This window comes from Paenibacillus sp. SER-28 (assembly GCF_052906305.1).
Map to the genome: position 1 here is coordinate 219,717 of NZ_JBRECM010000004.1, position 26,038 is coordinate 245,754.

The 26,038-nt window shown below is 44.7% G+C and carries 27 protein-coding genes; 16 read left to right on the top strand and 11 right to left on the bottom strand.

The annotated features are described in order from the left end of the window. Positions 1 to 8 precede the first annotated feature (8 nt). From ACUYLD_RS13505 to ACUYLD_RS13520, 4 genes are read left to right on the top strand one after another with little or no spacing between them, the layout of a single operon-like run. Positions 9 to 389 (top strand): spore coat protein, encoded by a 381-nt coding sequence (locus ACUYLD_RS13505; RefSeq protein WP_250262153.1) that lies wholly within the window; start codon positions 9 to 11, stop codon positions 387 to 389. After that, on the top strand, positions 386 to 1,522 hold the full coding sequence (locus ACUYLD_RS13510; protein WP_446675273.1) for a zinc-dependent alcohol dehydrogenase: 1,137 nt from the start codon (positions 386 to 388) through the stop codon (positions 1,520 to 1,522). The genes ACUYLD_RS13505 and ACUYLD_RS13510 overlap by 4 nt, the downstream gene beginning before the upstream one ends. A 31-nt stretch (positions 1,523 to 1,553) precedes the next feature. After that, positions 1,554 to 1,763, top strand: a complete 210-nt coding sequence (locus ACUYLD_RS13515; protein ID WP_348621000.1) for a hypothetical protein — start codon at positions 1,554 to 1,556, stop codon at positions 1,761 to 1,763. Then, positions 1,760 to 2,059, top strand: a complete 300-nt coding sequence (locus tag ACUYLD_RS13520) for a spore coat protein (RefSeq protein WP_274483253.1) — start codon at positions 1,760 to 1,762, stop codon at positions 2,057 to 2,059. The genes ACUYLD_RS13515 and ACUYLD_RS13520 overlap by 4 nt, the downstream gene beginning before the upstream one ends. Before the next feature lie 99 nt (positions 2,060 to 2,158). Here ACUYLD_RS13520 and ACUYLD_RS13525 read toward each other — a convergent pair whose 3' ends face one another. Then, on the bottom strand, positions 2,159 to 3,145 hold the full coding sequence (locus ACUYLD_RS13525) for an aldo/keto reductase (protein WP_322159027.1): 987 nt from the start codon (positions 3,143 to 3,145) through the stop codon (positions 2,159 to 2,161). Positions 3,146 to 3,320: 175 nt separating this feature from the next. Next, entirely contained in the window at positions 3,321 to 3,950 is a 630-nt protein-coding gene (locus ACUYLD_RS13530; RefSeq protein WP_069290707.1) for a YfbR-like 5'-deoxynucleotidase, read from the bottom strand. Between the two features lie 218 nt (positions 3,951 to 4,168). Here ACUYLD_RS13530 and ACUYLD_RS13535 point away from each other — a divergent pair, with 218 nt between their 5' ends. The 5 genes from ACUYLD_RS13535 to ACUYLD_RS13555 all read left to right on the top strand — a co-directional run bounded on the left by ACUYLD_RS13535 (position 4,169) and on the right by ACUYLD_RS13555 (position 9,237). Continuing rightward, positions 4,169 to 4,864 (top strand): response regulator, encoded by a 696-nt coding sequence (locus tag ACUYLD_RS13535; protein WP_446675274.1) that lies wholly within the window; start codon positions 4,169 to 4,171, stop codon positions 4,862 to 4,864. Then, complete coding sequence (locus tag ACUYLD_RS13540) at positions 4,857 to 5,861, top strand: sensor histidine kinase (RefSeq protein ID WP_446675275.1); 1,005 nt, start codon at positions 4,857 to 4,859, stop codon at positions 5,859 to 5,861. The genes ACUYLD_RS13535 and ACUYLD_RS13540 overlap by 8 nt, the downstream gene beginning before the upstream one ends. A 102-nt stretch (positions 5,862 to 5,963) precedes the next feature. Continuing rightward, positions 5,964 to 6,725, top strand: a complete 762-nt coding sequence (locus ACUYLD_RS13545; protein WP_061829789.1) for an ABC transporter ATP-binding protein — start codon at positions 5,964 to 5,966, stop codon at positions 6,723 to 6,725. Beyond that, positions 6,715 to 8,655, top strand: a complete 1,941-nt coding sequence (locus ACUYLD_RS13550; protein WP_446675276.1) for an FtsX-like permease family protein — start codon at positions 6,715 to 6,717, stop codon at positions 8,653 to 8,655. The genes ACUYLD_RS13545 and ACUYLD_RS13550 overlap by 11 nt, the downstream gene beginning before the upstream one ends. A 186-nt stretch (positions 8,656 to 8,841) precedes the next feature. Continuing rightward, on the top strand, positions 8,842 to 9,237 hold the full coding sequence (locus ACUYLD_RS13555) for a hypothetical protein (RefSeq protein ID WP_336076570.1): 396 nt from the start codon (positions 8,842 to 8,844) through the stop codon (positions 9,235 to 9,237). A gap of 6 nt (positions 9,238 to 9,243) precedes the next feature. On the opposite strand, the gene ACUYLD_RS13560 is transcribed toward ACUYLD_RS13555, so the two are convergent. From ACUYLD_RS13560 to ACUYLD_RS13570, 3 genes are all read right to left on the bottom strand, one after another. Further along, entirely contained in the window at positions 9,244 to 10,218 is a 975-nt protein-coding gene (locus ACUYLD_RS13560; protein WP_446675277.1) for an aldo/keto reductase family protein, read from the bottom strand. Between the two features lie 185 nt (positions 10,219 to 10,403). Continuing rightward, a complete protein-coding gene (locus ACUYLD_RS13565; protein WP_061829785.1) occupies positions 10,404 to 11,366 on the bottom strand; it encodes a radical SAM protein in 963 nt (320 codons plus the stop codon). Positions 11,367 to 11,463: 97 nt separating this feature from the next. Continuing rightward, positions 11,464 to 12,192 carry a hypothetical protein gene (locus ACUYLD_RS13570; protein WP_446675278.1) on the bottom strand — a complete coding sequence of 243 codons (729 nt, stop codon included), beginning with the start codon at positions 12,190 to 12,192 and terminating at the stop codon, positions 11,464 to 11,466. 211 nt (positions 12,193 to 12,403) lie between these two features. On the opposite strand from ACUYLD_RS13570, the gene ACUYLD_RS13575 reads away from it, so the two are divergent. After that, on the top strand, positions 12,404 to 12,880 hold the full coding sequence (locus ACUYLD_RS13575) for a DsrE/DsrF/DrsH-like family protein (RefSeq protein WP_023991039.1): 477 nt from the start codon (positions 12,404 to 12,406) through the stop codon (positions 12,878 to 12,880). A 135-nt stretch (positions 12,881 to 13,015) separates the two neighbouring features. Then, positions 13,016 to 14,524: an aminotransferase class V-fold PLP-dependent enzyme gene (locus ACUYLD_RS13580; protein WP_446675279.1), complete on the top strand. Its 1,509-nt coding sequence runs from the start codon at positions 13,016 to 13,018 to the stop codon at positions 14,522 to 14,524. Between the two features lie 244 nt (positions 14,525 to 14,768). Here ACUYLD_RS13580 and ACUYLD_RS13585 read toward each other — a convergent pair whose 3' ends face one another. Next, the gene (locus tag ACUYLD_RS13585; RefSeq protein WP_069012299.1) at positions 14,769 to 15,821 is read right to left on the bottom strand and encodes an LLM class flavin-dependent oxidoreductase; all 1,053 of its coding nucleotides are present in this window, start codon (positions 15,819 to 15,821) and stop codon (positions 14,769 to 14,771) included. 250 nt (positions 15,822 to 16,071) lie between these two features. On the opposite strand from ACUYLD_RS13585, the gene ACUYLD_RS13590 reads away from it, so the two are divergent. Beyond that, positions 16,072 to 16,827 carry an AIM24 family protein gene (locus ACUYLD_RS13590; protein WP_068939217.1) on the top strand — a complete coding sequence of 252 codons (756 nt, stop codon included), beginning with the start codon at positions 16,072 to 16,074 and terminating at the stop codon, positions 16,825 to 16,827. 41 nt (positions 16,828 to 16,868) lie between these two features. Here ACUYLD_RS13590 and ACUYLD_RS13595 read toward each other — a convergent pair whose 3' ends face one another. Together ACUYLD_RS13595 and ACUYLD_RS13600 are read right to left on the bottom strand one after the other, a co-directional pair. After that, positions 16,869 to 17,207: a zinc ribbon domain-containing protein YjdM gene (locus ACUYLD_RS13595; protein WP_013312677.1), complete on the bottom strand. Its 339-nt coding sequence runs from the start codon at positions 17,205 to 17,207 to the stop codon at positions 16,869 to 16,871. A gap of 293 nt (positions 17,208 to 17,500) precedes the next feature. After that, positions 17,501 to 18,367, bottom strand: a complete 867-nt coding sequence (locus tag ACUYLD_RS13600; RefSeq protein WP_322159036.1) for an SDR family oxidoreductase — start codon at positions 18,365 to 18,367, stop codon at positions 17,501 to 17,503. Between the two features lie 138 nt (positions 18,368 to 18,505). Here ACUYLD_RS13600 and ACUYLD_RS13605 point away from each other — a divergent pair, with 138 nt between their 5' ends. Further along, on the top strand, positions 18,506 to 19,396 hold the full coding sequence (locus ACUYLD_RS13605; RefSeq protein WP_446675280.1) for a diacylglycerol/lipid kinase family protein: 891 nt from the start codon (positions 18,506 to 18,508) through the stop codon (positions 19,394 to 19,396). Positions 19,397 to 19,414: 18 nt separating this feature from the next. On the opposite strand, the gene ACUYLD_RS13610 is transcribed toward ACUYLD_RS13605, so the two are convergent. Next, on the bottom strand, positions 19,415 to 19,957 hold the full coding sequence (locus ACUYLD_RS13610; protein ID WP_023991046.1) for a hypothetical protein: 543 nt from the start codon (positions 19,955 to 19,957) through the stop codon (positions 19,415 to 19,417). Between the two features lie 95 nt (positions 19,958 to 20,052). On the opposite strand from ACUYLD_RS13610, the gene ACUYLD_RS13615 reads away from it, so the two are divergent. After that, entirely contained in the window at positions 20,053 to 20,967 is a 915-nt protein-coding gene (locus ACUYLD_RS13615) for a phosphatidate cytidylyltransferase (protein ID WP_446675281.1), read from the top strand. Positions 20,968 to 21,083: 116 nt separating this feature from the next. Beyond that, positions 21,084 to 21,431 carry a DUF3243 domain-containing protein gene (locus tag ACUYLD_RS13620; protein ID WP_446675282.1) on the top strand — a complete coding sequence of 116 codons (348 nt, stop codon included), beginning with the start codon at positions 21,084 to 21,086 and terminating at the stop codon, positions 21,429 to 21,431. A gap of 75 nt (positions 21,432 to 21,506) precedes the next feature. Here ACUYLD_RS13620 and pdxR read toward each other — a convergent pair whose 3' ends face one another. Next, positions 21,507 to 22,880 carry a MocR-like pyridoxine biosynthesis transcription factor PdxR gene (pdxR, locus tag ACUYLD_RS13625; RefSeq protein ID WP_446675283.1) on the bottom strand — a complete coding sequence of 458 codons (1,374 nt, stop codon included), beginning with the start codon at positions 22,878 to 22,880 and terminating at the stop codon, positions 21,507 to 21,509. 109 nt (positions 22,881 to 22,989) lie between these two features. On the opposite strand from pdxR, the gene ACUYLD_RS13630 reads away from it, so the two are divergent. Beyond that, the gene (locus ACUYLD_RS13630; RefSeq protein ID WP_446675284.1) at positions 22,990 to 23,889 is read left to right on the top strand and encodes a DMT family transporter; all 900 of its coding nucleotides are present in this window, start codon (positions 22,990 to 22,992) and stop codon (positions 23,887 to 23,889) included. Between the two features lie 86 nt (positions 23,890 to 23,975). On the opposite strand, the gene ACUYLD_RS13635 is transcribed toward ACUYLD_RS13630, so the two are convergent. After that, on the bottom strand, positions 23,976 to 25,955 hold the full coding sequence (locus ACUYLD_RS13635; protein WP_446675285.1) for a fructose-specific PTS transporter subunit EIIC: 1,980 nt from the start codon (positions 25,953 to 25,955) through the stop codon (positions 23,976 to 23,978). Positions 25,956 to 26,038 lie beyond the last annotated feature (83 nt).

The following is a 26,038-nucleotide window of genomic DNA, read 5'->3' on the forward strand; positions in this document are numbered from 1 at the left end:
CCGCTAAAATGGATTATGTGGATCCAAAAAACTCATTAAATATGCCAGAAATGGCAGACATGACATTTGCAATGGACTTTCTTATTCGCGTCAAGGAAGGGGTTCGAAATACAGCCATAGCCTTGACGGAAACCGTCTCTCCAGATGCTAGAACTCTGTTGCGCGATCAATTGCATCAAGGCATCGCGTTTCATCAGGAAATCACTGATCTTATGGTACGAAAAAAATGGTTTCATCCCTATGATCTGCAAAAGCAGTATCAATTGGATCAACTATCAGCCAACAAGACGGTGGACATCAGTAAAATGAAACTGTTCCCAGACGATACCACCCGCAAGGGTATGTTTGATCGCACGCCGGACGAACATATGGGAGGAAACCAGGCATGAAAGCAGTGACCTACCAAGGTATCAAAAACGTTGTGGTTAAAGATGTTCCGGACCCGAGTATTCAAAAAGCCGATGATGCGATTATCAGACTGACAACAACCGCTATTTGTGGTTCAGATCTGCACCTCATTCATGGAATGATTCCGAATCTACAAGAGGATTATGTAATTGGGCATGAGCCGATGGGGGTTGTAGAAGAAGTCGGCAGCGGCGTAACCAACTTGAAAAAGGGAGACCGCGTGATCATTCCGTTCAACATAGCGTGCGGTGAATGCTTTTATTGTAAAAACCAATTGGAAAGTCAATGTGATCATTCTAATGAGCATGGAGATATGGGCGGTTTTTTCGGCTATTCAGGAACAACTGGTGGATATCCGGGTGGACAAGCTGAATATTTACGTGTGCCTTTTGCCAACTTCACTCACTTCAAAATTCCGGAGAGTTGTGAACATCCTGACGAGAAGCTTTGCCTGATTGCTGATGCCATGACTACTGCATTTTGGAGCGTCGATAATGCCGGAGTGAAGAAGGGGGATACTGTCATTGTTATTGGCTGTGGGCCGGTAGGTCTGTTAGCGCAAAAGTTCGCCTGGTTCAAAGGGGCAAAACGAGTCATTGCGGCAGACTATCTGGATTATCGTCTGCAACACGCGAAGCGCACCAATCACGTGGAGATTGTTAATGTGGAGTCGCAAGAAAACATCGGCAACTACCTGAAGGAGATGACCAAAGGAGGCGCGGACGTAGTTATTGATTGCTCCGGCATGAGCGGTAAAATGTCTCCGCTGGAATCCTTGGCTTCTGGTCTCAAACTTCACGGTGGAGCTTTAGGAGGATTGGTCATAGCCACACAAGCTGTCCGCAAAGGCGGGACCATTCAAGTTACCGGGGTATACGGCGGACGATATAACGGGTTTCCTTTGGGAGACATTTTTCAGCGAAATGTTAATTTACGTACGGGACAGGCTCCCGTTATTCACTATATGCCATATATGTATGAGTTGATTGATACGGGAAAGGTGGACCCAGGAGACGTTGTTACACACGTCATTCCGTTAAGCGACGCCAAACGTGGATATGAAATTTTCGATACCAGACAAGACAATTGCATCAAAGTGGTGCTTAAACCTTAACTATTATTGGAGTATTGGAGGTAAACGTCATATGGTGTATGGCCTGCACGAAACCCTTGAAGTCCATGAACTGTCAGCGTTCAAAGCAGTATGTCTTACTAAGTCCAAAACAATGCAAGCATTGATCTCTGATCCGACTCTCAAAGCTATATTACAGCAGGATGTTGACTTATCGACCCGCCAATTACAAGAACTCGGCACCCTCTTAGATCAAGCCAGTTCACAGGAGGTTAAGCCATGAATACACTATTGGAGCATTTGACCGGACTGAATACCTTAACGGACCAAGTCATTGCAGCCGATTTTCTGAACGCGGCCAAAAGCGGTGTGAGAAATTACGCTATGGCCGTAACAGAAGCGGGAACTCCAGAAATTAAGGCAATTCTTACAAAGCAACTGGATGAAGCTATTGATACGCATGAGCAAATTTCCACATACATGATTGAACGCGGCTGGTATCACCCTTGGAACGTAAAAGAGCAGCTTTCGATGGATTTGCAAAATATCAATACTGCATTGCAAGCTCCCGTTTTGTAAAAAGAAAAAGTACGTTCTTGCTTATCTATGAAACCCACAAAGCCGCCTTTCACGCCGATTCGCGTGAAAGACGGCTTTGGGTTTATCTCATTATCTTCATTATTCGGCTTGCCAATTTGGCATCCGCTCGGCCGGGTAACGAAGGCCTGCTGCCATTCCTTTGGGGATGATTGCGTTAATAGTCTCCATTTCTTCTGCGGACAAAACCACATCGACGGCTCCTGCATTTTCCTCTAAATACGTAACCCGCTTGGTTCCTGGAATCGGTACAATTCCCTCTTGCGCAAGCAGCCATGCCAACGCCAGTTGAGAAGGTTTGACCCCTTTTTGGGCAGCAAGGTCCTTAACATGCTGCACGAGATCCAGATTTTTCTGGAAATTCTCAGGTTGAAAACGTGGCACAGAGCGACGGAAATCATCTTCTGCAAAATCATCAAACTTCTGAATTTGCCCGCTCAAAAATCCGCGTCCAAGTGGACTGTAGGCCACAAATTCGATGCCCAGTTCCTTACACGTCGGTATAACTTCATCTTCTGCTTCCCTGCTCCATAAGGAGTATTCCGTTTGCAGGGCTGTAATCGGATGTACCTTGTGAGCGCGTCGAATGAGCCCAGGAGAAGCTTCGGACAGCCCCAAATAGCGGACTTTTCCCGCCTGAACCAGGTCACTCATCGCACCCACCGTTTCCTCGATAGGTACATTCGGATCGACACGGTGCTGGTAGTACAAATCAATCACATCTACTCCTAGTCTTTGCAGACTGCGGTCGCATGCCTCTTTTACATATTCGGGACGGCCACTTACCCCCATAAATGCGCCATCTTCCCCACGCATAATAGAAAATTTAGTAGCTAACACCACTTCGTCACGGCGGCTCCGTAAAACTTGGCTAATCAGTTTTTCATTTTTCCCCACACCGTAGACATCAGCAGTATCCCAGAAGTTTATCCCTAGCTCCAGCGCACGATGAAGCGTTTTGATCGACTCCTGATCATTCAACTCACCGTAATATTCGGACATACCCATGCAGCCCAGACCCAGTGCAGATACTCGAAGGTCACTGTTACCCAGTTGTTTCTTTTTCAATTTGTATCACTCCTCAATTGTCAGAATAGTCATCGCATTTCCTAATCACTACGTCACATCCCGTATGTTACTACTTAAAGTTAACTTGAAGTCAAGCGTTGTCTGGTTTTGAAAGGGGAATTATTATGTATGAACAGAAGCGCTTCAGTAGCTTCTGGACGGTAGGGGAATTCATTTACAAAGCTAAGGCTTCTTCCGTAATCTTTTTGATATCAATGGATGAGGGCGTTTCTTCCTTGACCATATCGGGCAGGATATTTTCCAAAAAATAATTAACGCAGTGTAATTGAATATTCTTGATTTTCACAAGTGCATTACGGTACATGACTATAAATTCCTTTTCAGTATTTCCCCGCTGAAGCTCAGCAAATGCCTCGTACACCTGATCCATTTTGTCCGCAACTTCAAGGATTAAACCTTCTACAGAATCATCTTTACCCTCCCTTAGCTGTTTGCGAAAAATGGCTTTAAAATCCTCGGGAATATTCTCTTCAATAAAATACTCAACCATACCTTCTTCGACCTGCTGGATTAATAGCCGTAGTTCCTTAGAGGAATGCTTAACTGGCGTTTTGATGTCTCCAATAAAAATCTCCCCGTAATCGTGACTGCTCGTAATCTCGTATAGCTTTTTCCAGTCAATACTGACACCATTTCTTTCTTCAATATCAGCTAGCGTTTTGGCATATTGCACCACTTTCCAGGAATGAGCCGATACGCTGTGTTCCTCAAATTTAAACTTACCTGGACAACGGATGATTCTTTCCAGCTCATTTAGCGACCGAAAATACGTGTGAATTCCCATCATTGCATCCATCCTTTAAAATATATGAGATAGTCAATATAAACCCACTATAAACCTCAACTATTAACAGTAGATTATCGCAATATCAAGTTGAGTCCACCATATAGCACATACACAATTTTTGCTATACACTTTATAAAAGAGGAGTTTGCAAAATCCAATAAGCGACTGGAATCGAATTTTCCAAAAAACAAAAAAAGTAAAAAGTGGTGAAATCGTTGTTCAAAATCTTACTAATTGAAGATGACGAAACTTTGTTCCATGAAATGAAGGATCGGTTAACTCAATGGAACTATGATGTGTATGGCATCCAGGACTTTAATAAAGTCATTCAGGAATTCACAACGATAAAACCTGATCTGATCGTGATAGATATTCAATTGCCGAAATTTGATGGGTTTCATTGGTGTCGAATGATTCGATCCCACTCTAACGTCCCCATCCTTTTCTTATCGTCACGGGATCATCCTACGGATATGGTGATGTCGATGCAGCTTGGAGCGGATGATTTTATCCAAAAACCGTTTCATTTTGATGTACTCATTGCAAAATTACAGGCGACACTCCGCCGCGTATATAATTACAATACAGAACCCGTCTCCCTGAAAACATGGTGTGGAGCGACGGTCGATTATGAAAAAAACGTAGTAGCCAATGAGGCTGGCTCCATCGAATTAACCAAGAACGAGATTTTTATTTTGAAGTTGCTAATCGAACAAAAAAATAAAATTGTCGCACGAGAAGAATTAATTAAAAGCCTCTGGGATGATGAACGTTTTGTCAGCGACAATACCCTGACCGTCAACTTGAACCGCCTGCGTAAAAAATTAGACGAGCTGGATTTGGGCCGTTTCATTGAAACGAAAGTCGGGCAAGGCTACATGGCTATAGAAGAGACACCTTCCTATGATTAAAAAATATCTTATAGAGAGGCGGAGCTGGATTCTACTGTTTGTATGCCAGCAATTTCTGATCCTGTTCATTGCTTATGTGGATGCAGCAATTCCGTTAATGCCCATCCTTTATATCGTCTTCTTATCCATGATGATATTCTTGGTTTTTTTAATCATTCGCTATCCCAAGGAAACCAAATTCTATACAACACTAGAAGAATGGAGGAGCCCTCTTGAACTAACGGGTATAGGCGAACCGGAGAGTCCGTTTGAGCAAATCATTGAACAAAAAATCACTGACCAGACCGAACGGTTACAACAGATCATCTCGCAAAATCAATTGACACTTGAACATGAAAAAGATGAACTATTATCCTGGATTCATGAGGTAAAAACGCCTTTGACCACCATGCATTTGATGATTGAGCGGTTGGACGATAAGCCCCTAAAAGCTCAGTTAACCTATCAATGGCTACGAATCCACTTACTGCTGGATCAGCAGCTCCATCACAAACGCATATCCTTTATTGAAAATGATCTGTATGTCGAGCAAGTGAATTTAAAATCTCTGGTTTTTAATGAAATCAAAGCATTACAGTCATGGTGCATCCAAAAAGGGATCGGTTTTGACATCCAATTGGAGCACATGGAAGTGCTGAGTGATGCCAAATGGCTGGCCTTTATCATCAGACAGCTCTTAACTAATGCCATCAAATATAGCGATGCCAGTGATATTATCATTCACAGCTATGAACAGAGGGATCGAATACAGCTTGAGATCCAAGACTTTGGGCGCGGTATTGATCCGAAGGATATACCCCGTATTTTCGAGAAAGGTTTTACCTCCACAACCCAACATTCTGATCATACTTCAACGGGCATGGGGTTATATTTAACGAAAAAGGCAGCCCAGTCCTTGCTCATACATATAGATGTGCACTCCAAACCGAACGTGGGTACTACCTTCACTTTAATTTTCCCCAAACGAAATGATTTCGTGAGTATGGTGAGCATGTGACAGAGATGTCACATGCTTTTATGCATTGTTCGCCCAATCAAAGGAAAAACATCGGCTCTATTTTTATAATAAGGCTACAAGAACAATAAGGAGTGCATCGAAGTGAATATTTTAGAAGCCCATAAAATTCATAAAAGCTACGGTAATAAGTTAAATATGCAGGAGGTTTTGAAGGGAATTGATATCGTCATTGAAGAAGGGGAATTTGTCAGTATTATGGGAGCCTCCGGCTCAGGTAAAACCACACTGCTGAATGTTCTTTCCTCTATTGATAAAGTGAGCCAAGGTTCCATTAAAATCAATGATATCGAAATGACGAAAATGAAAGAAAAGCAACTGGCTGAATTTCGCAAACAGCATTTAGGCTTTATTTTTCAAGAGTATAATCTGCTGGATACGCTAACCGTGAAGGAGAACATTCTCTTACCGTTATCCATCACCAAAACGCCTAAAAAAGAAGCCAACCAAAAATTTCAGGAAGTAGCTACAGAACTGGGAATTTATGAGCTCAAGGACAAATACCCCAATGAAATCTCGGGTGGACAGAAGCAGCGTACATCTGCGGCCAGAGCGTTTATTCATGAGCCCAGTATTATTTTTGCCGATGAACCTACGGGTGCGCTGGATTCCAAGTCTGCTTCCGATTTATTAAATAAGCTGGGCCAGTTGAACCAAAAACGCAAGGCGACCATTATTATGGTCACGCATGATCCTGTCGCAGCCAGCCATTGCAGTCGGGTCATTTTTATTAAGGATGGGCAGATGTATACGCAGCTTCATAAAGGCGAGCAGGAAAGACAAAGCTTCTTCCAGGATATCATGAAAACCCAAGGGGTCTTAGGCGGGGTCCAATATGAACATTAATCTGCTCATTCTAAAGAATTTGAAAAAAAATCTAAAGAATTATTACCTGTATGTTTTTGCTCTCATTTTTAGTGTTGCGCTCTATTTCGCTTTCGTCACATTACAATACGATCCTTCCATGGACGAAGTGAAGGGTTCTGTTAAAGGGGCAGCTTCCATAAGGGCAGCTTCCGTTTTATTGGTCGCCATTGTCTGCATCTTCCTTTTATATGCTAATAATATCTTTATAAAAAGACGCAGCAAAGAAATTGGCCTATTTCAATTAATCGGAATGACCAAAAACAAAATTTTCCGCATCCTGAGTGCTGAAAACTTAATTCTATACTTCAGTTCCCTGTTTATCGGAATCGGAGTTGGATTTTCCTTTTCCAAATTAGTGATCATGATCTTATTTAAAACGACAGGCGTCGAAGCCATTGCCACTCTATATTTCTCTAACCAAGCACTGATTCAAACACTCATCGTTTTTTGTATCATCTACCTGTTGATCATGCTCATGAATTATTCCTTTATCAAGAGACAAAGTATTTTGTCTTTGTTCAGAGTGAACTCAACCACCGAAGGGAAAATCAAGAAAATAACGATCTATGAGATGATCATCGGGATCATTGGCATCTCTCTCATCGCTTTAGGTTACTATGTTTCCTCCAAATTATTTGGCGGAGACTTTACATCCATGAATGAATTGTTTATGGCTATGGTGTTTATTTTGGGCACTGTCATCATCGGAACACTACTTTTTTATAAAGGATCTATCCGCTTTATTTCCAATATCATCAGAAAAAGTAAAGGCGGCTATTTGAACATTAATGAGGTGCTATCTCTCTCATCCATTATGTTCCGCATGAAATCCAATGCTTTGTTGTTGACCATTATTACAACAGTATCGGCACTTGCCATCGGTTTACTTTCCTTAAGCTATATCGCCTACTATTCTGCGGATCAATCAGCTGAGGACAATGTACCTTCCCATTTTGCAATGACGAATGAACCGGATGCTGAGAAATTCAAAACGTTACTTCAGGAGCATGACATAAAGTATCGTGAGAAGAAAATTGAAGTTATTCAAGTCAGTGTGGACACAGCGCAAATCATGGAGACTCCTCTGGAAGGGTTAAATATCGGTGCGAATTCCATGACGTTGCCTGTCATAAGCGATCAATCTGTGGAGGGTACAGATGTATCTCCAGGTCAAGCAATTTTAATGGGCTATAATGATCTGTTACAGAAATTTATGTCCTTGAAAAACTTTGGTCCATTGGATTTGAAGGGAAAAAAAGAAGTCATACATCAACAATATTTGGGTCTAAAAAAGGAGTATGTGATTCCCTACTATTTTACAGCCGGGGGACTACCCACTGCCATTGTAGACGAAACCATATTTGAGCGGTTAAAGAAAGATGTAAATCCTGAGATTCAAAAGAAATCATCCTTATATATTGGAATTGATATGATAAATGCAGAACAGATTGAAGAAGCCAATCGTCTCTTTGCAGCTGCGGATTTTAATGATCAACAAACATCACGCCTTGAAATGAGCAGCAATCAGAAGCGGAACATGGGAGTGATCATGTTTGTCGTTGGATTTTTAGGACTCACCTTTCTCATTACATCAGGCTGTATCCTTTATTTTAAGCAAATGGATGAGAGCGAAGACGAAAAAGCCAATTACACCGTGTTAAGAAAGTTAGGGTTCACACAGAGCGACCTGCTTAGAGGCATTAAAATAAAACAACTCTTTAACTTCGGCATCCCATTAGTGATTGGCCTTTCACATAGCTATTTCGCCGTCCAATCCGGCTGGTTCTTGTTTGGAACTGAAATTTGGATGCCTATGATCATCGTTATGGTGCTGTACACCGCCTTATATTCCATTTTTGGGATACTATCCATCCTGTATTATAAAAAGGTCATTAAATCAGCATTGTAATTGGTAAAAAGCAAAAAAGTCCCAGGCGAAAGTGCTGGGGCTTTTTCAAATATTTGAGCATTTTCGTTCCTACATGTACAATAAAATAACTATCATCGTAACCCCAAAGGGGGAGAGCTTATTTTATTATTAATCATCAATGGCATCGGCATCTTAGCCAATATCATACTTGGTTCCTCTGTAGGCGTGGCTATTATCGTAGGAATCGTCTTTTTCCTGATTGGCTTGCCTGAGTTTAAAAAATCGCCGAGACTTACGAAAGAGGCTAAAAAAGATATCACCTATATTATGTCGACCCTATTAACTCTTGTTATATTCGTAGTTATCGTTTCTTGGAACCTCCATACTTCAGGTGACCTGTTTCTTGAAGGTCCGCTAACACCGCAAATGAAGTTTCACTGGGGACAAAAGGTGTTGATGCTAGGATTACTGGAGGGTTTATGGGCTGTCATCAGCCTAAAATGGCTGTTGCCCATCTTTTTTGATCCGCTGGATCTCAGTAAAAAGCAGATCCTTGTTTTAGTGAGCGGGATTGTATTTAGTGTGGGTTCAGGTATTTATGCCATGCTTGAAGCAAGTTAAAAATGCTTAACGCAAAGGTGCAAAACCCTCTGCTTGCTTCAGAATTCGCTCAATTTCCACGCATGTCTCCGGTTGTAGCGTCACTTCGACTGCTTTCACATTCTCTTCAATTTGTGCCGGTTTAGTAGCCCCAATGAGTGCAGCGCTGATACCCGGTTCTCTCAGAATCCAGGCAAGCGCGAGCTGTGACAGGGTGACACCCAAGTCCTTCGCCAGCTTATCCAGATCCTGAACACAGTTTAGAACGGTATCGTTCATGTAACTGCTGATGACATTATTGACAGAGGCATCAGCCCCCCGGCTACCCGTCGGTAAAGGCTGTCCCGGCTTGTATTTACCCGTGAGAATCCCTTGAGCCAGAGGCGAAAATACGATTTGGCCAATACCTATCTGTCCGGATACAGGAAGTACCTCATGTTCGATATAACGTTCGAACATATTATAGATTGGCTGATTGGCAATCAGTGGCCGCAAATTCAGGCTTTTTCCAATCCCATAAGCATCCGTGAGCTGGGCAGCACTCCATTCACTGACAGCAGCGTACAGAATCTTCCCCTGAGCCTGAAGGTCATCGAGCGCTCGCAGCGTCTCTTCCAAAGGAGTATCCGAATCATAACGATGACAGAAGTACATGTCGATATAATCCGTACCAAGACGCTTCAGACTCGCTTCACATTGCTCCATAATGTGCTTGCGTGACAGTCCCCTGTCATTGGGACCGGAGTCCATAGGGAAGTACACCTTGGTAGATAACACATAGCTCTCTCTTCGATAAGGCTTCAAGGCAGCTCCCATAGCCTTCTCGCCTTCTCCCCGGTTATACGCGTTCGCGGTATCAAAGAAATTAATCCCGAGTTCAAAGGCTTTGGCAATACAGGTATGAGCTGCTTCCTGCTCGGCGGCTGTACCGTACGTCAACCAGCTCCCTAGACCGATTTCACTAATTTTAAGACCACTGTTGCCCACATTTCTATATTTCATATCTACTCCTTCTTTCATAAGAAGATCATATTTTTATATTTTAACATGTAAACCCTTTCATTAAAACAAATGAGGATTTTGCAAAATCCTGAAATAATAAAGATTCATGGAGTTACATGAAGGACATCTACCATCCAACCTATTTGGATGGTAGATGCTCATAGCCTCACAATCTCAAATCATGTCTACTTGCTTCCTACAGGGAAAAGCGCATCATAGGCAGGACAAGGCAGTTTGTCGAGGAACTCCTGAAGCTGCTTCGGTTTATTTTTGTAAATATCCTTTAGGGATGTTCCATTATAAATATTGCCGATGACCACAGGATGGCATAGCTCACAGATCAGGATGTCCCCGTTCCCGTGAAGATGGAGCTGTTTTTTACCATCAACGCAGTTGGAAAAATAAACACCCGGCTGCTCCTTGAAGCCCAGTGCTTCTGCAAAACGGTCCATACAGGTGAAATACAACACAGTATCGTCCTTTTTATGTGCAATCAGGTCATGAACGGACCGAATGAGCGCTTCCTTGGTAGAAATAGCGTTCCAGTTCGTATGATCCATTACGATACTGTTTTGGATTTCATGGATGCGCACACCGAGTTCATATACCTTTTCACTAATGGCTGGCATGTTATTCTGCGTCTCTGCAAACAGCAACGTCTCCAGCACCGTTTCTAGCTTGGCTTCGGTACATAACCGAATATTCTGTACAATTTTCTCATACATGCGAGGATGTACATGATAATAGGCTGCATACTTATCGGCATCCGTGAAGTTGAAGGAGATATGAATATTGGAAAGTCCTGCATCACGCAGTTTCTCAATTCGTTCAGGGCTGAGCAAGCTGGCATTGGTATTGAGCTGGGTTGCGATGCCCTTGCTTGAACAGTGATTCACGATGTCCAGACAATCCTCATATTTCAAGGTCACTTCTCCCCCGGACAGTCGCACACGTTTTAACGTTGGAATGTCATCAATAATATCAATGACCTCTTTGCTGCTGATGCATTGCCCGTCGTTCCGCTGATACGCACAGCAGTAATCACACTTGAAGTTGCAATTGGAGGTAACCCCGACTTCCAGTCCCTCCAGCTCGTAGATGCCTGGCTTTTCCAGTTCAAGTGCTTTATATTTGTTGTCTATACTCACTTTCTCATGATCCTCCCGATCTCAGGCTTGTGTCTTGAATTCCCTTGAGATTATACAGATGGGAGCGGTTTGTAGATATGACATTGGTAACGGCGGGCTACTTGACAGAAGTAAGAAATTCTTTATCTACATACTTATAAGCCTCAAATAAACCTTGAGAGCCATAAGGTACATCTAATTCATGTCCATTCAAAGTAATATAGGATTGCCCTGTTACGGCTAACTCCTGATGAAAAGGATCTATCTTTTTAATGTTTTCTACATTTGTAAATGAAAAAACCCATGTCTCAGCATTCGTAGCCAAGTCACCCGCTGCAATGACTATCTCGTTAGTTCCATCATAATCAAAGTCGTAAACACTCGCTTGAAGCCTATAGCCTGCTTTCAATTCCCCAAACTCGTCAAAGGCTTCCGATTCTCCAGTTGAAGACAGGTCGAGCGGCCAACCTGTAGACTCGGAAGGGAATACCACCAACGTTTTCACCCCGTTAGGATGATCCATCCCTAATACGAGTTCAGCCTTAGTTGCCCCCATTTGGAGGGGTAACTCCACATCAGGTTGGCCTGACGTCCAATCTGCATGAACTAACGAATTTCCCTCTTCTGAACGTATAATAGCTTTTTCTTTAGGTACGACTACTTTCATAGATTGGCCTGCATCAGTTGCATTTCCCTTCTTCTCTTCAGAATTTATCGGTTGCTCGGAGGACAAATTTTTGGAGATCGAAGCTTTTGAAGATGAATCCAGATTCTTCTCTTGATGGGTTCCACATGCTGTCACAATCAGCAATAAAAATAAAATTATTATAGACGATGTTTTTTTCATAAATTTCAAACCCCGTTCCTTTCACATTTATCCTACTAATACTCCATAAAACAATGGTGCTATGTAATTTCCATAGATAATAATAACATATATTGAATAGTGCTCTTGAATCCGACACATGTCCTGTAATTGTGATCAATATGTGAACTGGGCATACTTCTCATTCCCAAATCCATACTGAATATATCTGTTGGTAATGGAGGCGGGAATTATGGATAAAAGGATGAATCTGCTTATGTTCAGCGGCGATTATGATAAGGCAATGGCTGGACTGATTCTGGCAAATACAGCTCGGGAGTTGGATGTGGATGTGACGATGTTTTTTGCGTTCTGGGGACTATTTCTGGTTCGTGACCCTGATAAGATGACGTTTGAAGACAAGACGATTTATGAAAAAATCATGGGCTGGATGACTCCAAAAGGACCCGAAGAGCTGCCATTATCCAAAATGAATTTTAGCGGCCTTGGCAAGCTGATGCTGACGGAAATGATCGAAGATAATGAAGCCCCGAAGCTCATTCATTTCTTGAAAGGAGCGCGAAAGAAAAATGTAAAATTTTATGCCTGTAAGCTATCGGTCGATATTATGGGTTTTAAACCGGAAGAATTTATACCTGAACTGGAAATTATCGAGGCCAAAACGTATCTAAAAGATGCGCTCGAATCCGATATGCAGTTGTTTATATAAGATAGACCTACTGCCTTATCCCGCTTTTGGATGAGGCTTTTATTGTGACTAAATGATGACACTCGCCTATTTTTTTTAACCCATTCGGGCCTACCTACGTACCCTAAGAAGACAGAACGACTTGGGAGGCGCCGTATGCTCATGGCTCGAATTGGAAGCAGTAATTGTAGGTATCAGCCTTCTAACGAGGCTTATTTCCAAAGGTATCGTGAAAGTACAATCGGATATCACCAGACCTTTGAATCTCCATACGGGCAAAAAAAGCTGATTTATGCGGATTGGGCAGCCAGTGGCCGTCTGTATGGACCCATCGAGTCGAAAATAGCAAAAGAATTAGGCCCTTTTGTGGCGAATACGCATACGGAGTCTAATTTGACAGGAACTCTGATGACCCAAGCCTATGAAGAAGCGAAACAAATCATTAAGGGCCACGTTCATGCCAATGAACATGATATCATCCTGTTCGCCGGGTCCGGTATGACAGGTGCAGTGAATAAGCTTCAGCGGCTGTTAGGATTGAAAATACATGAAAAATTAAAGCCCCTCTACCCCATCGCCGAAAAAGAACGTCCCGTTATCTTCGTTACCCACATGGAGCATCATTCCAATCATATTTCCTGGGCAGAAACCATTGGAGACGTTGTGTGTCTTCCTCCGGGTCCCGGCGGAATGGTCGATCCAACTCATCTCGAACGACTGCTGCTTCAATTCCAGCATCGCCCTATCAAAATCGGCGCCTTTACCGCTTGCTCCAATGTTACAGGGTTCGAAGTACCGATTTACCAGCTAGCCCGCAAAATGCACGAACATGGTGGCGTTTGTTTCATTGATTTTTCGGCAAGCGCACCTTACGCCGAGATCAACATGCACCCCACAGATCCGCTTGAGAAACTGGACGGGATTGTATTTTCACCCCACAAATTTCTTGGGGGTCCCGGTACAAGCGGCGTTTTAATTATGGATTCGAGGCTGTGCCTCCATTGTGCTCCAGATCAGCCCGGAGGGGGTACAGTTAGCTGGACCAATCCTTGGGGTGGATACGAGTATAAAGATAATGCTGAAGCCCGTGAGGATGGAGGGACGCCTGCCTTTCTACAGGCCGTTCGAACCGCGCTCTGCATTCGGCTGAAGGAACAAATGGGACAGAAGCGCTTGTTGGAGCGCAAAAAGGAACTGACATCATTATTACTAAAGAGCTTGAGTACCATACCAGGGCTACACATCTTAGGAGGAGGCAGCCAAGAACGAATGGGAATCGTTTCTTTCGTTGTCGGCCATATTCACTATAACCTGATTGTAAAACTATTGAATGATCGGTTTGGCATTCAGGTCCGGGGCGGCTGCTCTTGTGCAGGCCCCTACGGACATTATTTGCTGGGCATCGACCACCAAACATCTAAACAAATGACAGACCTGATCCATGCGGGAGACTTATCTCGAAAACCGGGCTGGGTGCGTCTGTCGCTCCATCCCATGATGACGAATCAGGAAGTCTCCTATATCGCCTCTTCCATACGGGCAATCGTGGAAAACATCACGACCTGGCAAAAAGATTATATCTATCAACCAGATACGAATGAATGGCGATCTATGAATGAACATCACAAAATAGACATCAGCAAATGGTTTAATTTTAGTGATTAAGAGACTCCTGTCCGTTCCCTTCTTTCAAAACTCTCATAGGAAACATACCTATCTTGCGCAGAGTTCCTGCTAAACCTAAGAGACTAAAACAAGGTAAAACCCTATTGCAAAAACGCATCGCTCATAAAAAACGGACAAAATAAAGAAATCTCATCAGCTCGCATATCGTTTTTTTAGAAGCAAAAAAGGAGCGACCTCACCCCCATGGCCTGCTCCTTTCTCTTTTATCTATGAGGTAACCCGCTTATTTACTCTCGGATTCCCACTTGGATATCTCTTCACGCACCCGTGGTGCTACCTCTGTTCCCAATAGCTCAATAGCTCTCATGACATCATCATGCGGCATCGTCCCGACGGGTACGTGGAGCAGAAAACGTGTAATGCCTACTTGTTTACGCAGATGAATAATTTTCTTGGCAACCGTGTCGGAATCACCTACATACAACGCTCCTTCAAAACTGCGTGCAGCATCGAAGCTGGAGCGAGTGTAAGGGCCCCAACCGCGTTCACGCCCAAGCACATTCATGCTCTGCTGAGTGGAAGGGAAGAACTTATCCGCTGCCAGCTCAGTCGTCTCTGCGATAAAACCATGTGAGTGTGATGCAACCGGAAGCAGCGATGCATCATGACCAGCATGCCTAGCGGCTTTTTTATACAGTTCCACCAACGGAGCAAACTGTACAGGACTACCCCCAATAATCGCCAGAACCAACGGCAATCCGAGCAAGCCTGCACGAACCACAGATTCCTGATTACCCCCACTCCCAATCCATACAGGCAACGGATTCTGAACTGGACGCGGATACACGCCCAAATTATGAATTGCAGGCCGATGTCCGCCCTTCCAGGTGACCTTCTCGGATTCTCGGATTTTCAATAACAACTCCAGCTTTTCATCGAATAACTCATCGTAGTTATCCAAATCATACCCAAATAACGGGAACGATTCGATAAAAGAACCCCGGCCTGCCATAATCTCAGCTCGTCCATTCGAAATGCCGTCCAGTGTAGCAAAATCCTGAAACACACGTACGGGATCATCCGATGAAAGCACCGTAACTGCACTGGTTAACCGAATTCGTTGGGTCTGTGCTGCTGCTGCAGCAAGGATAACAGCCGGAGCGGATGCCGCGTAATCTTTACGATGATGCTCCCCCACGCCGTACACATCCAGCCCTACCTGATCTGCAAGCACAATCTCCTCGACAACTTCACGTATTCGTTGTGCATGACTGATGACCTCACCCGTTTGGGGATCCGGCGTTGTTTCTACAAACGTGCTTATCCCTATCTCCACTTGTTCTACCCCCTATTTTCATGCCCTATTCTCATACGGCTGCTTGCGAAGCCAATCATTTTAAAAACCGATATCTTTATATTGAACCTTTTTTGCATCTTTTTCAAGCTCTCTTTTTCTGAGTCTGAAAACCAGCCAAGGGAAGTGTCTAGATTCGCCGCAGGAAAAGAAGTCTCTTTGTCGAATATTGTATGGAATAAAGAAGATTCCCATCCCACAACATGAATACAACAAGGAGGCACATACATTTATGGCTTTTGTCATTAACAATTTAAAGGATAACAGCAATGTTGCCATCACTGACCAATTAGGCGGATTTACGGTACTGGAATACATAACAGATTTGAGTTCCACCTCGGTGGAGGCTGCGAAAAACAATTACTATATGAGCAAAAGTAATATGCGCCGCAAACAACTCATGATCGAAATCAACAATAGCGAGATTATGATGAAGGCGGGAGCCATGCAATATACTGTGGGTAGCATGGAAATGACTACCGGTGTAAAAGGCGTTGGAGGCTTAATGCGAAACTTGGTGTCCGGTGCTGTAACCGGGACAGGTGCCATTAAACCACACTATAAAGGCACGGGTACCATCATGCTGGAGCCTACCTACCAATATATTTGGCTTATTGATGTGGACAATGATGATATTGCCATCGAAGACGGCTTGTTTTTGGCTTGTGACACGACGCTAGACATATCCGTCGTTGCACGTAGTAATCTTTCCTCTGCTGCACTGGGCGGAGAAGGGTTATTTAATTTAAGCGCCCGCGGAAAAGGAGTGCTGGCACTTCAAGCGCCGATCCCTTCCGAAGAAGCGGTCGTTATAGAATTGCAAAATGATGTGCTGAAGGTGGATGGTAACTTCGCCCTCATGTGGTCCAATACCTTACAGTTCACCGTCGAAAAATCCGGGAAAACCAAAATGGGCTCGGCTGCTTCCGGCGAAGGGCTGGTAAATGTGTACAGGGGAACAGGAACCGTATGGTTAGCACCATTATAAACATAAGAAAGGAGAAGCCCCGGCTTCTCCTTTCTTACATTTTAATTCTTTTTTACAAACTCCGATTTTAGCTTCATTGCTCCAAAACCATCAATTTTGCAGTCAATATCATGATCGCCATCCACCAGACGGATGTTTTTTACTTTGGTCCCGATTTTCAAGACGGATGAGCTTCCCTTCACTTTAAGGTCTTTAATGACCGTTACAGAGTCACCATCCTGCAGGATGTTACCATTCGCATCTTTGACGACCTTTACGTCTTCACTGCTTGCTTCTGACTCGGTAGACCACTCATGAGCGCATTCCGGGCAAATGAAAAGACTGCGATCCTCATAAGTGTACTCTGAATTACATTCAGGACAATTTGGTAAATTAGACATGGTATTATGTACTCCATTCATTTTCAAATTCTACTGCTATGCTAAGCTTCCTTGATAGACCAAGCCTGCTCCAAGTCTCCCTTGGAGTTCCCTACAAGTATATTGGATAAACAGTCACGATTCCACTCATGGATGAAATTAATCTGAGTTTTGTACCGATACGTAAGCGCCCTGCCTCTGAAAATACCCCGAGGGTGAACATGTAACTAAAACGGATGCTGGCCTCTCTAGGCAGCATCCGTTTTAGACATAAGCAGTATCATATGTTGAAATTGTACTCTACGGCACGTTTATTATGCTTGGGTTTGCTTGATCAGTTCACTAATTCCTTGGCTAAGCGGCGTAAGGGGGCGTTTCAACAGCTTCTCGAAATCGTTGCTTACGACATCCAGGGCTCCTTCACGAATCGCTTGTTGAATACCGACCACAATAGGGATTGCACCTTCCGGGACTCCCGCACCGAGCATAACCTCGGCATACGTAGCATCATCCACCTGCTGTACAGGAACGTCTTTGCCCAGAACCTCAGCCAGTATCGCTGCAAACTCTTCTTGGGTAATCGGCTTACCGGAGAGCTCGTATATTGTATTCTCATGCCCTTCGCCAGACAAAACAGTTGCAGCTGCTTGCGCATAATCTGCGCGGGTAGCCCAACCTACTTTACCGGACCCTGCCGAGGTTAGCCAAGGAGCTCCCGCGAGTACGGATTGGATCGTGCCTGCCTCATTTTCCAGATACCAATTATTACGCAGGAAGGAGTAAGGAATACCTGACTCACGAATGAACTCCTCCGTGATGCGATGTACGGGTGCAAGGAATAGAGTGCTGTCAGCGGCATTGGCAGCGCTAGTATAGGCGATGAAGCCTACTCCAGCACGTACAGCAGCATCAACAGCCGCTTTATGCTGACGGATTCTAGTATCATTATCCCCGTCTGCGGATATAATCAGCAACCGGTCTACTCCAGCAAACGCCTGATCCAGCGTCTCCGGTTTATCAAAGTCGCCATGACGAACGTCAACGCCACGAGACCGTAAGTTCTCTGCTTTTTCTGGATTTCTTACGCTAACAATAAGATCGTTTGCGGAGACAAATGTAAGCAACGTATCTACCACGATGGAACCAAGTTGCCCCGTTGCTCCTGTTAATGCGATTTTCATATGAAATCCTCCATTCAGATTTTATTTACTTTTATATAGTAACTAAAAATATAACACATGTCTAATCTAGAGTCTAAAGGTCTGCTTTTCGGGTAAGAGTGGGTAACCCAAACTTTCCCCAGAGAAAGGAACCTGTATATGAAGAAAGCTATGATCATTGTAAATCCCTCTTCTGGCAAAGAGGAATCCCTCCAACATGTCAGCAGCGTAGAAGAAATTCTACGTGATCAAGGATACGTTGTTACGGTTAAAGAGACCTCAAAGGAACTGGACGCCACCCGTTTTTGCGTTAATGCGTGTGAGGAAGCTTGTGACCTAGTCGTTTCCATCGGTGGGGATGGCACACTTCACGAAACCATCAACGGCTTCATTGATCAAGACCACCGTCCAAGGCTGGGTGTCATCCCCCTTGGGACAGTCAATGATTTTGCCCGTGCCTTACACATTCCGCTAAGTCCTGAGCTGGCAATCCGTACACTGACTTCTACCCGCGTGAAAAACGTAGATATGGGCCTCTTAAACGGCCGAATGTTTGCCAATGTGGTTGCCACAGGTTCGCTTGCTGAATCGCTATCAGCTGTATCATCAGACGATAAATCCATGTTTGGCACGTTTGCCTACTTCAAAGAAGGCATGAAAGAGCTTATCAGCCATCCTGCCCACTCACTTATCGTCCGCTATGGTGACAAGACCTGGGAAGGAAAATCTCCACTCTTTTTGGCCACTTTAACCAATTCAGTTGGCGGATTCGAGAAACTGGCACCCGATGCGGCTGTTGATGATGGTCTACTTCACTGCTTTATTTTCAAAAACCTCAATATATTGAACACCGTGACGGCCAGCATATCCTTATTTTTAGGCAACCTGAAGGATCATAGTGATATCGTTTACTTTACCGCAAAGCATGTAAGTGTCAGCTCCGCAGAACCGGTCAGTACGAATGTAGATGGTGAGGAAGGGGCGTCTTTGCCTATCGAGCTTGGTATTTTACCGCGTCATATCGAGGTAATTGTGCCGGAAGACGTTTAAGTAATGCGGTGCTGGTCCTCAAGCTTGAGGATCATACTCGCTCAATTTCCCCTCGTAGATCAAATGGAATCGATCACTTTGACGAAAATCATCTGGCGTAACAAGAGCGGGCAGTTTGTTCCATATTTTTATGCCGGATCGCTGTAAAATTTCCGCGACGAATTGGGAACAAAAATAAGAATTGCTGAACTCGACTGGTTCTTTGAGTGCAATACCAATCAAACCCAGTAAGTTATACATATATTTTTGACGACTTCGGATAAATACATGTAAAACTCGCTTCATTTTTTCAACTTCACGGTCGGTTACTTGAAGCTCGTAGATAACACATGTTGTATTCGGAAATCTGCTGTATGTACCTGTCTTAATATCCTCTTTCACGAAACCACCATCCAGAGGGTTATTAGGGGTCTTTCTTCCGAAGCTGTATAACTCCGAAAGTTCCCGGTTGAAGGAAATGGAGGCGTGATTGTATGGCGCTCTCGTATAGCTTTTAATGACTCTCGTAAGAAACGTTCCCGTATTCGTAAGCAAGATAAAGACGGATTGATCTGCTACCATTTACGAAATTTCCCCTTATCAAGTTTGAATTATTCCTTCATAATAACATAGGAACCCTAATGGAACCCTATTTCGCGATAAGTTGGTGAGTGGTAATGGATAGTTCGCTATTAACGTTAATCCTTATTTTTACAGCCTTATTGGTCATCCATCTGATTTACATAGTAGTAGTCAAAACACAGCCAGACAAAGACTATGCAGCTATTGGGCTTCGCATCAAGACATGGTGGGGCATGTTCTTTATCTTTTGCTTGGCAACTCTTTTCAATCCGATCGTGTCACTGCTTTCCTTGATGGCACTCACCTTTTTTGCTCTAAAAGAATACTTTTCCATGATTAGATCCAGAAAAGCTGATCGCAGATTGTTTCTATGGGCGTACTTGGCGATTCCCGTACAATTTTATTGGATTTATATCGGGTGGTACGGAATGTTTATTGTCTTTATCCCTATCTATGTATTCTTGCTGCTACCGCTCCCGCGATTGATCAACAAAGGAACGGTTGGTTTTTTGCGCAGTGTCAGCTCGACCCAATGGGGACTCATGCTGATGGTTTTCGGGTTGAGTCATCTGGCCTATTTTCAGTTTGCTACGCCGCAATACGGAGCGAAACTTGTACTTTTTCTAGTGGTACTGACGCAGCTCAATGATGTCGTACACTATCTAGCATCACTCTATTTCGGAAAGCGGAAAATCGTCCCGACATCCAATCCCAATATAACTTGGGAAGGCTTTGCATTCGCTTTTCCCGTAACTATAGCGGCCTCCTATCTCATCTATCCCTACCTGACGCCGTTTGGCCTGAAATTTGGAATTATTTTCGGCATGCTGATCAGCTTGAGCGGTTTCTTCGGCAGCTTAACAGTTTCCGTGCTGAAGCGGGATTTATTAATCGGCGATGATGATAAGTTCGATGCTTTGAAAAAAAGCTACTTAAGCCGGGTGGATAGCTTGACTTACACCTCGCCTGTCTTTTTCCACGTAATTCGTTATTTTTTTGACTTTATGTAGCGATTACCTCCGCAATACTCCGCTTCTCATCGGTTTCATTTTGGTTAGCCGGGGTAAGTACTACCGTATCGTAAGCAGTCCTTATCCTAGAAAACGATCTTGAGGAGGCGTTAGAAATGGCAGAGCACAATCATGTTGTGAATAAGGAAGGCGAAGTGGCCTTGAACAAGGTAGATGACGTATTAAATCGGATAGACGACAACAAAAAGGATGACATTCTGGGCAGCTTTGATTCATTCAAAAGTTATTTGAGCGACAAGATTGAAATGGCTCAAAATATTGGTTTGAATGAAGAATTGATCGCAAAAGCAGCTGAGAAGATAGCTGGATATCTGGCAGCCAAAGAAGAACCTCGAAACAGCGAGGAGAAGCTCCTCCAGGAGCTGTGGAAAGCGGGGGACAAGGAGCAGCAGCATGCGCTTGCCCATATGCTAGTACGCGTGGCTCAAACCTCGTATAAATAGTGATCATGGAACACGATATCTTGTTATGAAAAGGGCAGCCTATCTTCACCTAAGGATAGGCTGCTTTTGCGTGTACTACCGTAGCAGGGCATTCCTAATCCTGCTAACCCCTTCACGAATTTCATTTTCCTTTAGATGCCCGTAGCCCATTAGCAGTCGGTTTCCTTCGAGCTGTGCCGCAAATACATTTTCGCTACGGAGATGTTCTAGCAGATTCTCTCGGAGTGGGAACTGAAACTCTGCTACCAAATGTAAACCAGCCGATCGGCCACATATCCGGTATTGCCCTGTAAAATGCTGTTCCAGGCTATCAAGCAGGACCTGACGACGCTTGGCGTACACTTTTTTCATCTTATGTACATGCTTATGAAGGAGTCGCTTCCTGATATACCGACTCAACACAATTTGTTCCAGGCTCGCTGTCTGGTAATCCGCCAGTTGCTTTAAACGGATAAAATCAGCGACTCGTGACGAGGGAAGAACAATATAGCCGATCCGCAGCGCAGGGAACAATATTTTGCTAAACGTCCCGACATATAGCACCCGTTCTGGGTCCAGACTCTGCAAGGAGTGGACGGGCGCCCCGTCATACCGGAACTCACTGTCATAATCATCTTCGAGCAGAAGACATCCTGTCCGGGCTGCATACTGAATAAGCTCGATCCGCCTTTGGATCGGCAAGATACCCCCCAGCGGGAACTGGTGCGAGGGTGTCAGATATGCCAGTTTGGGGTGTCTCTTTTGCGGCAGATCGGCTGTTATAACTCCCGAATCATCAACAGGCATACTCCGCAATGTGGCTCCTGTGGCCGCCAGAATGCTTTTTAAATCTTCATTTGTCGGTTCCTCTACCAGGGCTTCGTCTCCAGCTGACAGTAACAGACGGGTGACAAGCTGAATCGCTTGTACTGCTCCGCTAGTGATTACAATATGTTCCGGGCTGGCTTTCACTCCTCTGGTGTGAACCAAATAGTCGGCCAGCTCCCTGCGTAACTCAGGCTCTCCAGCAGGATCGCCATAACCTAGTGCCAGATCAGGAGCCTCTTTGCATACGCTCTGAAGCAAGTCAGCCCATGATTTGCGCGGAAATAATTCCAATGCAGGAAGGCCTGTCCGGAAGGAAATTACCGACATCTCATTTGAATATGCAGATTCCACTGCAGACGCAAACGCCTCGATAGGCGGTGCGGATACATAACCTGGAAGGACGGCCCCTTCCGCTACATAGGTACCTGAACCCGAGCGCGCAATGGCTAAGCCTTCGGCTAGCAGCATTTCATAAGCTTCGAGGATAACATTCCGGGAAACATTCAACTGTAAGGCCAGCACCCGGGTCGAAGGAAGTTTATATCCTGCATGCAGTTCTCCGGCTAAAATACTGTCCCGTATCGCTTGATACACCTGACGCAGCATCGGAACTGTCACACTCTTATCGATAGATAACCACATAGGTTGCCCCCTCAAGCGGTACTGTCAAAAACCTCTTCAACTGGATCTACAAGTGCCCAGTTTCTATTGCTACAGTATATATCAATATCTGTACAAGAGGTGAGATGAAATGAACAAACCAACCTTTTCGACTTACATGGAATTAGTGATCGCAACCTCCATTGTTGGCAGTTCTGTAGTAGTCGGTAAACTGGTCGTGATGCAGCTGCCTGTTTTTTTATCGCAATCTGCCAGTCTGGCCGTTGCCCTTCTGTTCTTGGTACCCATTGTATTCATTAAGAAATATTCACTAAGGATCAGCAAACGGGATGCATTAATCCTGTTCATTCAGGCCCTGATCGGCATGTTTCTCTTCCGCGTCCTAATGCTGTACGGGCTGGCCTACGCCTCTGCTTCCGAAAGCGGAATTTTAACTAGCTTAACCCCAGCTATCGTTGCACTTCTTTCGTATGTGCTGCTGAGAGAAAAGATTACGCTCCGCCCCGGTCTCGGGATTGCCTGTTCTCTGATCGGTGTTTTGGCGTTGCAAGTGCCTCACATATCGGCGCTCTGGTTCAATGCTCCCAACGCAACCTCGTTCATTGGCATGCTACTTGTTCTGTCTGCTGTGTTCGGAGAAGCGGCACTGACGGTATTACGCAAGATGCTATCCAGCGACGTCTCTTCCCTGCTTGGGACTATGTATATAACACTCTTTTCATTCCTTATGTTTCTGGGTTGTTCCTTCGGGGAGGCCCGACAGTTCAACTTTAACCACGTTGGAGCAGGGGAGATGGGGCTTGTCTTATATTATGGTATCTTTGTCACAGCATTAGCCTACGTATTATGGTTTCGGGGCGTGTCAAGGGTATCGGCTAGTGCAGCAGCTGTATACACGGGTTGTATTCCCGTCAGTACACTGCTGCTGTCCTATATCATCCTCCGTGAATCCTTCTCATTTGCTCATCTGGCTGGTGCAGGCTTTGTGTTTCTGGGCATCATGCTCATGTCACGCGGTGAACGCCGCTGACTTACGCAAAGACCTTCTCAAAAAGGAGGCTCCCGGCTGAAACTTCGGGAGCCTCTTTTCTTTGATTCAAGATCTTATCGCATGAATTAATGCACCTGATCCAGCAATTGATATGCTTCTTCCTTCGTTTTAACCGCCAGGAGCGCTTCTCTGAAATGATCGTCCATCAGCTTACGCGATAACATTTGCAATACTTTCAGATGCGCATTTTCCTTGCTATTGCGCGGTACGGCAATCATGAAGATCAGTTTTGCTTCACTTCCGTCTGCACTATTCCAGTCAACACCGCCCTGCTTGATGCCGAAGACCACGCTTGGCTTCAGGACCGCTTCCGATTTGCCATGAGGAATGGCAATATTCATTCCAATGCCTGTGGAGCCTTCTTCCTCTCTGGCTAATATCGCCTGTTTGAAATCACTGGCAGAGCTTACGGCTCCAGTTCTCTCAAGTACTCCGATCATTTCATCAACCACAGCATCTCGTGTCGTTCCTTCCAGATCCAAATTAATCAGATCCATCGTTACAATATCCGTCAGTTTCTCAATGTGAATGGCTTGTGGAGAAACGGCTGGCCCATTATTTGTAACAGTTGTTGAAGCAGATGACTCCGTAGCGGCCGTTGTAGTAATCGCAGATTGTCCAGCTTCCCCAGCAACATCTGGAGTTACAGTTGCTGTAATATCTTTTTTCAGCAAGCTCACTAGGACAACCGATACGGCTGCGCCGACAATAACGGCGATGAAGAACATAAGCACATGGTCCACTGCACCAAGTACAGCTACAATCGGTCCACCGTGAGCTACCTTATCACCTACATTCCCCAACATCGCAATGACTGAACCGACCATGGATCCTACCATGATACTAGGAATAACACGTAGTGGATCTTGCGCCGCGAATGGAATTGCACCTTCGGTAATACCGAACAACCCCATTGTGAATGTTGCCTTCCCAGCCTCGCGTTCCGCAGGTGCAAATTTACGTTTGTTGATCATCGCTGCAAGTCCCATCCCAATCGGCGGAATACAAATCGCAACGGCGATTGGCCCCATAATTTCATAATTCCCTTCGCCGATCATGGCCGAACCGAATAAGAAAGCAACTTTGTTCACAGGGCCGCCCATATCAAAGGAGATCATCGCACCTAGAATCAATGCCAGTAGAATTGAACTTGTACCTTGCATACCTGCAAGCCAACCCGTTAAAGCCTCAAACAATTGTGCGACTGGAGCACCAATCACAAAGACAAAGATTAATCCAACAATTAAAGATGCCAATACAGGGATAATAATTATAGGCATGATCGGCTGTAATGCTCGGCCAACCTTGATTTTTCGAATCCCAAGTGCAACATAACCCGCCAGGAAACCAGCGATAATCCCGCCGATAAATCCAGCCCCCGCCTCACTTCCATAAAAACTGCCGTTCGCAGCAATGAATCCGCCAACCATACCCGGTGCAAGCCCCGGTCTATCTGCAATACTCATCGCGATAAATCCGGCGAGGATCGGTATCATAAAGGTAAACGAAGCCGAACCGATATCCTGAACCGTCTTCCAGAATGAACCGTCCGGTATAACCAGACCGCCTGGTGTCTTCTCACCGCCAATCGTCAACGCAATGGCAATGAGCAATCCCCCAATGACGATGAAGGGTACCATATAGGATACACCGTTCATCAAGTGGCGGTAGATGGGATTTTGTTTCGGTTTGTTCTCCTGTGAGCTACCTTCGGCAGAACGTGACTCTGCTTGGTACACAGGTACATTACCCTTCATCACCCGCTGGATCAATTCTTCTGGACGGCGAATGCCATCCTGTACGCCAACGACCAGCAGTTTCTTACCGACGAAGCGGTCTTTAACCACCGTTTTATCCGCTGCAATAATAATGCCGTCTGCCTCACGGATCTCCTGCTCGGTCAGTTGATTTTCGACTCCAATGGAGCCTTGTGTCTCGACCTTCATCTCGACGCCCATCTTTGCTGCTGCCTTTTGCAGATTCTCAGCTGCCATATACGTATGTGCAATTCCGTTAGGACATGAGGTAATCGCCAATATCTTCATAGTCATTCCCCTTCTCTCTGTTGTTTCCGCTTACATTGATAGTATAAACGCCTATCTTGCTGTTATCGGACGAACTTTTTACC

What these genes read in the sequence shown, in the direction of transcription:
- ACUYLD_RS13505 (WP_250262153.1), top strand. Translation starts at nt 9, where the DNA reads ATGGATTATGTGGATCCAAAAAACTCATTAAATATGCCAGAAATGGCA.
- ACUYLD_RS13510 (WP_446675273.1), top strand. Translation starts at nt 386, where the DNA reads ATGAAAGCAGTGACCTACCAAGGTATCAAAAACGTTGTGGTTAAAGAT.
- ACUYLD_RS13515 (WP_348621000.1), top strand. Translation starts at nt 1,554, where the DNA reads ATGGTGTATGGCCTGCACGAAACCCTTGAAGTCCATGAACTGTCAGCG.
- ACUYLD_RS13520 (WP_274483253.1), top strand. Translation starts at nt 1,760, where the DNA reads ATGAATACACTATTGGAGCATTTGACCGGACTGAATACCTTAACGGAC.
- ACUYLD_RS13530 (WP_069290707.1), bottom strand. Translation starts at nt 3,950, where the DNA reads ATGGGAATTCACACGTATTTTCGGTCGCTAAATGAGCTGGAAAGAATC.
- ACUYLD_RS13540 (WP_446675275.1), top strand. Translation starts at nt 4,857, where the DNA reads ATGATTAAAAAATATCTTATAGAGAGGCGGAGCTGGATTCTACTGTTT.
- ACUYLD_RS13550 (WP_446675276.1), top strand. Translation starts at nt 6,715, where the DNA reads ATGAACATTAATCTGCTCATTCTAAAGAATTTGAAAAAAAATCTAAAG.
- ACUYLD_RS13560 (WP_446675277.1), bottom strand. Translation starts at nt 10,218, where the DNA reads ATGAAATATAGAAATGTGGGCAACAGTGGTCTTAAAATTAGTGAAATC.
- ACUYLD_RS13570 (WP_446675278.1), bottom strand. Translation starts at nt 12,192, where the DNA reads ATGAAAAAAACATCGTCTATAATAATTTTATTTTTATTGCTGATTGTG.
- ACUYLD_RS13575 (WP_023991039.1), top strand. Translation starts at nt 12,404, where the DNA reads ATGGATAAAAGGATGAATCTGCTTATGTTCAGCGGCGATTATGATAAG.
- ACUYLD_RS13580 (WP_446675279.1), top strand. Translation starts at nt 13,016, where the DNA reads ATGCTCATGGCTCGAATTGGAAGCAGTAATTGTAGGTATCAGCCTTCT.
- ACUYLD_RS13590 (WP_068939217.1), top strand. Translation starts at nt 16,072, where the DNA reads ATGGCTTTTGTCATTAACAATTTAAAGGATAACAGCAATGTTGCCATC.
- ACUYLD_RS13595 (WP_013312677.1), bottom strand. Translation starts at nt 17,207, where the DNA reads ATGTCTAATTTACCAAATTGTCCTGAATGTAATTCAGAGTACACTTAT.
- ACUYLD_RS13600 (WP_322159036.1), bottom strand. Translation starts at nt 18,367, where the DNA reads ATGAAAATCGCATTAACAGGAGCAACGGGGCAACTTGGTTCCATCGTG.
- ACUYLD_RS13605 (WP_446675280.1), top strand. Translation starts at nt 18,506, where the DNA reads ATGAAGAAAGCTATGATCATTGTAAATCCCTCTTCTGGCAAAGAGGAA.
- ACUYLD_RS13610 (WP_023991046.1), bottom strand. Translation starts at nt 19,957, where the DNA reads ATGGTAGCAGATCAATCCGTCTTTATCTTGCTTACGAATACGGGAACG.
- ACUYLD_RS13615 (WP_446675281.1), top strand. Translation starts at nt 20,053, where the DNA reads ATGGATAGTTCGCTATTAACGTTAATCCTTATTTTTACAGCCTTATTG.
- ACUYLD_RS13620 (WP_446675282.1), top strand. Translation starts at nt 21,084, where the DNA reads ATGGCAGAGCACAATCATGTTGTGAATAAGGAAGGCGAAGTGGCCTTG.
- pdxR (WP_446675283.1), bottom strand. Translation starts at nt 22,880, where the DNA reads ATGTGGTTATCTATCGATAAGAGTGTGACAGTTCCGATGCTGCGTCAG.
- ACUYLD_RS13630 (WP_446675284.1), top strand. Translation starts at nt 22,990, where the DNA reads ATGAACAAACCAACCTTTTCGACTTACATGGAATTAGTGATCGCAACC.
- ACUYLD_RS13635 (WP_446675285.1), bottom strand. Translation starts at nt 25,955, where the DNA reads ATGAAGATATTGGCGATTACCTCATGTCCTAACGGAATTGCACATACG.